Origin of the sequence: Dietzia sp. CW19 (genome assembly GCF_014145265.1) — a bacterium.
Taxonomy (GTDB): domain Bacteria; phylum Actinomycetota; class Actinomycetes; order Mycobacteriales; family Mycobacteriaceae; genus Dietzia; species Dietzia natronolimnaea.
The window spans coordinates 1-5,688 of the sequence record NZ_JAALEE010000465.1; the positions used below are offsets into that span (position 1 = coordinate 1).

The 5,688-nt window shown below is 70.7% G+C and carries 6 protein-coding genes; 3 read left to right on the plus strand and 3 right to left on the minus strand.

Annotation, left to right across the window (positions count from 1 at the left end; all coding sequences use genetic code 11):
* Positions 1-202 (minus strand): helix-turn-helix domain-containing protein (locus G6021_RS13480; protein ID WP_182617839.1); only part of this gene is annotated, 202 nt, incomplete at its 3' end.
* Between the two features lie 153 nt (positions 203-355).
* On the opposite strand from G6021_RS13480, the gene G6021_RS13485 reads away from it, so the two are divergent.
* Both G6021_RS13485 and G6021_RS13490 read left to right on the plus strand, forming a co-directional pair.
* Positions 356-913, plus strand: coding sequence for a DinB family protein (locus G6021_RS13485; RefSeq protein ID WP_182640239.1), 558 nt, complete (start codon positions 356-358; stop codon positions 911-913).
* Between the two features lie 101 nt (positions 914-1,014).
* Positions 1,015-1,632: a DUF664 domain-containing protein gene (locus tag G6021_RS13490; protein ID WP_182617835.1), complete on the plus strand. Its 618-nt coding sequence runs from the start codon at positions 1,015-1,017 to the stop codon at positions 1,630-1,632.
* Positions 1,633-1,697: 65 nt separating this feature from the next.
* Here G6021_RS13490 and G6021_RS13495 read toward each other — a convergent pair whose 3' ends face one another.
* Together G6021_RS13495 and G6021_RS13500 are read right to left on the minus strand one after the other, a co-directional pair.
* The gene (locus tag G6021_RS13495; RefSeq protein WP_182641507.1) at positions 1,698-3,206 is read right to left on the minus strand and encodes a WS/DGAT domain-containing protein; all 1,509 of its coding nucleotides are present in this window, start codon (positions 3,204-3,206) and stop codon (positions 1,698-1,700) included.
* Positions 3,207-3,365: 159 nt separating this feature from the next.
* Positions 3,366-4,853 carry a WS/DGAT domain-containing protein gene (locus G6021_RS13500; protein WP_241731013.1) on the minus strand — a complete coding sequence of 496 codons (1,488 nt, stop codon included), beginning with the start codon at positions 4,851-4,853 and terminating at the stop codon, positions 3,366-3,368.
* A 114-nt stretch (positions 4,854-4,967) separates the two neighbouring features.
* Here G6021_RS13500 and G6021_RS13505 point away from each other — a divergent pair, with 114 nt between their 5' ends.
* On the plus strand, positions 4,968-5,558 hold the full coding sequence (locus G6021_RS13505) for a flavin reductase family protein (protein WP_182640238.1): 591 nt from the start codon (positions 4,968-4,970) through the stop codon (positions 5,556-5,558).
* Positions 5,559-5,688: the final 130 nt, after the last annotated feature.

Below are 5,688 nucleotides of genomic sequence, written 5' to 3' on the forward strand. Positions count from 1 at the left end.
GCCGCCGGCCCGATCCCAGCCGGTACCCCCCGCCCGCGCCGCGTTCGGACTCGACCGGGTAGCCCAGGTCGCGCAGTCGGTCCACGTCCCGCCGCACCGAGCGGGTGGTGACCCCGAGCTCGGCCGCGAGTTCGGGCCCGGTCCACACGGTGCGCCGCTGCAGCAGGTCGAGCAGCCCCAGCACCCGCTGGGTCGTGGGCATCTTGTCCTCGGTCACGTCGTCCACTCTCGCACCGGCAGAGGACCAGATCTGTCCTGATCACCTGAGAGTCTGCTGTCGGACCGCGAGAGAGCCGCCCGACCGTCGGCCGACCGCCCCCACCACCGGGAGACCACCATGACCACAGCCCGCACCATCGACTGGACCGACCAGCTCGCCGACCAACTCGAATACCACTGGACCGGCCACCTCCGGCCTCGCCTGGAGGGACTGACCGACGCCGAGTACCACTTCTCCCCCGCACCCGATGATCGGACCTGGGGCGTGCGCCCCCGGGGCACCGGTTCCGCGGACGTGCAGGCCGGGAGTGGCGACTTCACGATCGACTTCGCCTATCCCGAACCGCGGCCCGCACCGCTGACGACCATCGCGTGGCGGATCGGCCACGTGGTCGTGGGAGTGCTCGGGGCCCGGTGGCACGACCACTTCGGCGGACCGCCCCACGACTACATGACCCACGAGCTCGCCGGTGACGCCGTGGGCGGACTCGCCCAGCTCGACCGCACCTACGCGGGCTGGATGGAGGGGGTCCGGGGGCTCGACGACGACGCCCTCGCCGCGCCCGTCGGGGAGGCCGAGGGCCACTGGTCCGCCGCCCCCATGGCCACCCTCGTCCTGCACATCCACCGCGAGGTCATCCACCACGGCGCGGAGCTGTGCCTGCTCCGCGACCTGTACGCCCACACCCGTTGATCCGGTCGACCCGTCTGACCCGTCTGACCCGTCTGACCCGGACGACCCGTCGGCACCCGCCGACACCACACCATCCCCGACCCACCACCGAGGAGTTCGCCATGCCACTGTTCGCCGCCACCCACACCACCGAGCGCGACACCCTGCTCGAATGGATCGACGACGCTCTCGTCAACGCCCGCTCGATCGTCCACGGCCTCACCGGCGACCAACTGCGGGCGCGTCCGGTCCCGTCGAGTGAGCTGACGCTCGGCTGGCTGATCCTGCACATCGGTCAGGTGGCCGAGGACTGGCTGGGCCGGGCGGCCGCCGCGCCCGACCCCCTGGAGACGGGACGCTCGCTACCGGAGACCTTCGAGTGGGCCGAGGCCGTCAACCGGGTCGATCCCGACGCGACCGCCGAGGAGGTCCTCGCCGAGTACGACCGTCGGTGCGCCGCGGGACTCGCCCATCTCCGAGCCGCCGACCTGGACGCGCGGGTCCCCGTCCCCACCGAGATGCCGTGGTTCCCGTCGGACCTGGCACCGTTCAACGGCCGCTGGGTCGCACAGCACGTGCTGACCGAGATCAACCGGCACAGCGGGCACGCCGACCTCCTGCGCGAGGCGCTCGACGGGCGCACGATGTACGACCTGATCGCGGAGGACCAGGGCATCGACATGTCCTACATCGGTGCCTGGTTCGCCGCCCACCCGGAGGTCCCGGCGCCGGCGTGGTGAGTCGGCGCCGGCGTGGTGAGTCGGGTGGGCGCGGGGACGGACCGGCCACGCGGCGTGACCGCGGGTCAGTCCTCCTCGTCCCATCCGGCGAACGTCGCGAACTTGTCCTCGATCATCCCGGCGACTTCGCCCGGGTCGGGCACGAGTCCCGCGTCGGTGGCGATGCCCACCGAGACCTTGCCGTTGTAGCTGAAGATGCAGATTCCGAAGGCCTGGTCGCCGCTCATCGGAACCCAGCCGGGTATCCCCTCGACAGGAGTGCCGGCGATCCGCACCGTGGAGACCGGCCCGGGGACCGACGTGAGCTGGCCGACGGTCTTGTTGGCGAACAGGTCGACCACCGCGTGCGCCACCGGGCCGGGAGTGACCGCGACGCCGAGCATGGTGGCGAAGGTGACGTGTGGTTCGAACGAGTAGCGCACCCGGGACATGGACGTGGCGATCGCGTCGATGAGCTCGTCGGCGTCGTCGATCCCCAGCGGCAGGCGCATGAGGATGATCGTGAGGTGGTTGCCCAGTTCCTCCGGCAGTTCGTCAGCCACCGGCTCGATGGACATCGGCACCATGAGATTGATGTCCGAGACCCGACGATCGCCGTGGGTGTCGAGGTACTCGGTGAGCGCCCTGGACACCGCCGCGAGCATCACGGTGGTGACCGTGGTGTCGTGCGCCTTCGCCACCCTCTTGATCGCCGCGAGGTCCAGCCCGGCGATCCAGGAGACCTTCTTCCGGGCGTGGGCGTGGCCACTCCACGACAGCTCCGGCGATCTGGGTTCGAACAGCAGCCGGAAGGTCGCACGGTAGGTGTTGGTCGTCCTGTTGGTGGGGTCGATGGTGTCGGCCAGGGATTCCACGACGCGCGTGGGCACCCTGGTGACCCCGCGGCCCGGGGCCACCACGGCCCTGACCAGCCGCGTGAGGGTCCACGGGAACGTGACCGTGGCGCCGGCGAGACCGCGGGCGATACCGACCGAGTCCCGGACCATCCCCACCCCGGCGCGGCCGACCGTCCGGAGGATCCCGTCTCCACCAGGGGAGAGGGGCCGGCCCACCCGGGGCAGCGGGATGTCGTCATCGCTGTCACACAGACCCAGGACCAACTGGGTCAGCCGGACGCCGTCGACCATCGCGTGCTGGACCCGGAACAGGACCAGCGCACCCTCCCGCCCGGCCTCCCGCCCGGCCTCGTGGCCGTGGCCGTGGTAGCCCTCGAGGAACTCGGCCCGCCACAAGGGGCGGTCGTCAGGGAGCTGGATGCTCATCTGCTCGGAGACGTACGCCTCGGCCTCGGCCCGCCCGCCCGGCGCGGGGAGCCGCCCGCGGATCAGGTGGTGGGAGAGGTCGAAGTCGGGATCGTCCTCCCAGTACCACCGCCTGCCCTCGCGAACCGGGACCCGGCGGAACACCGGGTGGGGTTCGACCATCCGCGACGCGATCGCCTCGGAGACCGCGTCCCAGTCGGGGATCTCCGAGAACCACACCAGCGACGTGATGTACATGAGGTTGTCGGGGCGGTCCATGTGCAACCACAACTGATCCCGCAGCGGAATCCTGACCCTCGTCCTCTCCCCCATCGTCCCCGACCCTTCCCCCCAGCCGCGATCGACCACCGAGCCATCTGCGCTCCACTCCAGGCTAGAACAGGTGTGACCGACATCACGGGGGTTCTCCCGGTTCGCCACGACTACCGGGGACCACTCGCCTGGTGAGGAGAGGCGCGTCGACGGCAGTCCTCAGGCCGGGGCCTCCCAGCCGTCGAAGGTCGCGAACTGACCCTCGATCATCTCGGCGACCCGGCCCGGGTCCGGCACGAGCTCGGCATCGGTGGCGATCCCCACGGACACCGTGCCGTCATAGCTGAAGATGCAGATCCCGAGCGCCTGGTCGCCACTCATCGGCACCCAGCCGAGCATGCCCTCGACCGGGGTTCCCGCGAGCCGCACCTCGGAGACCGGACCGGGTACCGAGGTGAGCTGGCCGACGGTCTTGTTGGCGAACAGGTCGACCACCGCGTGCTGCACCGCGGTGGGGGTGACGGCCACGCCGAGCATGGTGGCGAAGGTGATGTGTGGCTCGAACGAGTAGCGCACCCGGGTCATGGACGTGGTGATGGCCTCGATGAGTTCGTCCGCGTCGTCGATCCCCAGCGGCAGGCGCATGAGGATGAGAGTGATGTGGTTGCCCAGCTCCTCCGGGAGGTCGTCGGTGCTCGGTGTCAGCGAGACCGGCACCATGAGGTTCATGTCGGAGACCCGTCGGTCACCGCGGGCGTCGAGGTACCGGGTGAGCGCCTTGGACACCGCGGCGATCATCACCGAGGTGACGGTGGTGTCGTGCTCCGCCGCCACCCTCTTGACGGCCGCGAGGTCCACCCCGGTGACCCAGGAGACCTTCTTCCGGGCGTGGGCGTGGCCACTCCACGACAGCTCGGGGGAACGGGGCTCGAACAGCAGGCGGAAGACCGAGCGGTAGGTGTTGGTCGTCATGTTGGTGGGATCGATGGTGTCGGCGAGGGATTCCACGACACGCGTGGGCACCCGGGACAGCTCCCCGCCCGGGGCCACCACGTCCCTGGTCAGTCGCGCCATCGTCACGGGGAATCTGATCGTGGCGCCCGCGAGGCCGCGGGCGATGCCGAGCGTGTCCTTGGCCAGCCCTGCCCCGGCCTGGCCCACCGCGCCCAGGACACCGCCGCCCGATGAGGACAGCTCCCGACCCACGTTGGGCAGCGGGTCGTCGTCGTCGCGGTCGCACAACCCCAGGACCAGCTGGGTCAAACGGATCCCGTCGACCATCCCGTGCTGGACGCGGAACAGCAGGAGCGCCCCCTCCCGGTCGCCACCGTGACCGTGGTAGCCCTCGATGAACTCGGCGCGCCAGATGGGGCGGTCGTCGGGGAGTTGCAGCCCCATCTGCTCGGCGACGTGCGCCTCCGCCTCGGCGCGCCCGCCCGGCGAGGGAAGGCGCCGTCGGACCAGATGGCGGGAGATGTCGAAGTCGGGATCGTCCTGCCAGTACCACCGTCGGCCCCGTCGCACCGGGACCCGGCGGAACACCGGGTGGGGTTCGACCATCCGCGACGCGATCGCCTCGGTGACCGCGTCCCAGTCGGGGACCTCGGCGAACCACATCACCGAGTTGATGTACATGAGATTGTCCGGGCGGTCCATCATCAGCCACAGCTGGTCCCGCAGTGGAATCCGGACCCTCGTCTCCGTCATCGTCCCCGGCCCCTCTCGCCCGCCCCGCTCACCGTCATGTACTCGCCGCCCCAGGCTAGAGCAGCTGTGACCGGGATCACGTCACTCCCCCCGAGACGGCGGGACAATGGCGAGATGCGCACCATCCACACACCGGACGATCCCCCGGCCAAGGGCTTGTACGCCCTGCTCACGGCATCGGTCACTCCCCGGCCCATCGCCTGGGTCTCGAGCGTCTCCGCCGCCGGGGTGTCGAACCTCGCGCCGTATTCGTTCTTCACCGTGGCCTGCGCCGACCCCGCGATCCTCTCGGTCACCTCGATCGGCCGCAAGGACACGTACCGCAACGTGGTCGAGACCGGGGAGTTCGTGGTGAACATCGGCACCGAGTCGCTGATGGAGCTCATCAACGCCACCTCGGCCCCGGTCGGCCCGGAGGTCGACGAGTTCGTCCTCTCCGGCCTGACCGCCGAGCCCTCCGAGGTGGTGTCGGCGCCGCGGGTGGCCGAGGCGCCGATCGCGTTCGAGTGCGTGCGCCATGACGTGATCGACCTCGGCACCAGTGCGATGCTCCTGGGCCGCGTAGTGAGCGTGGCGATCTCCGGTGATGTCCTGGCGGACGACGGGCTCCCCGACTTCGACGCACTGCTCCCGCCCTCCCGGCTGGGCCGCCACCAGTGGGGACTGGCGCCGCGGACGAGGGAGCTGCCTAGGCCGAGGAAGTAGGCGGAGTCGAGACCCGCCGCCAGCCCCCGGCCCTCGGTTCGCGGCGACCTGCAGGCGCTCCCGCGCCTGACGTCTCGCTCGCGCGCCTGTGCGACTCCTCGGTAGCCGCCCGCCGCCACGGCGTCTTGCG

Bases quoted from the DNA above. Each gene is read 5' to 3' on its own strand.
- G6021_RS13495 (WP_182641507.1), bottom strand. From the start codon at position 3,206: ATGGGGGAGAGGACGAGGGTCAGGATTCCGCTGCGGGATCAGTTGTGG.
- G6021_RS13490 (WP_182617835.1), top strand. From the start codon at position 1,015: ATGCCACTGTTCGCCGCCACCCACACCACCGAGCGCGACACCCTGCTC.
- G6021_RS13500 (WP_241731013.1), bottom strand. From the start codon at position 4,853: ATGACGGAGACGAGGGTCCGGATTCCACTGCGGGACCAGCTGTGGCTG.
- G6021_RS13505 (WP_182640238.1), top strand. From the start codon at position 4,968: ATGCGCACCATCCACACACCGGACGATCCCCCGGCCAAGGGCTTGTAC.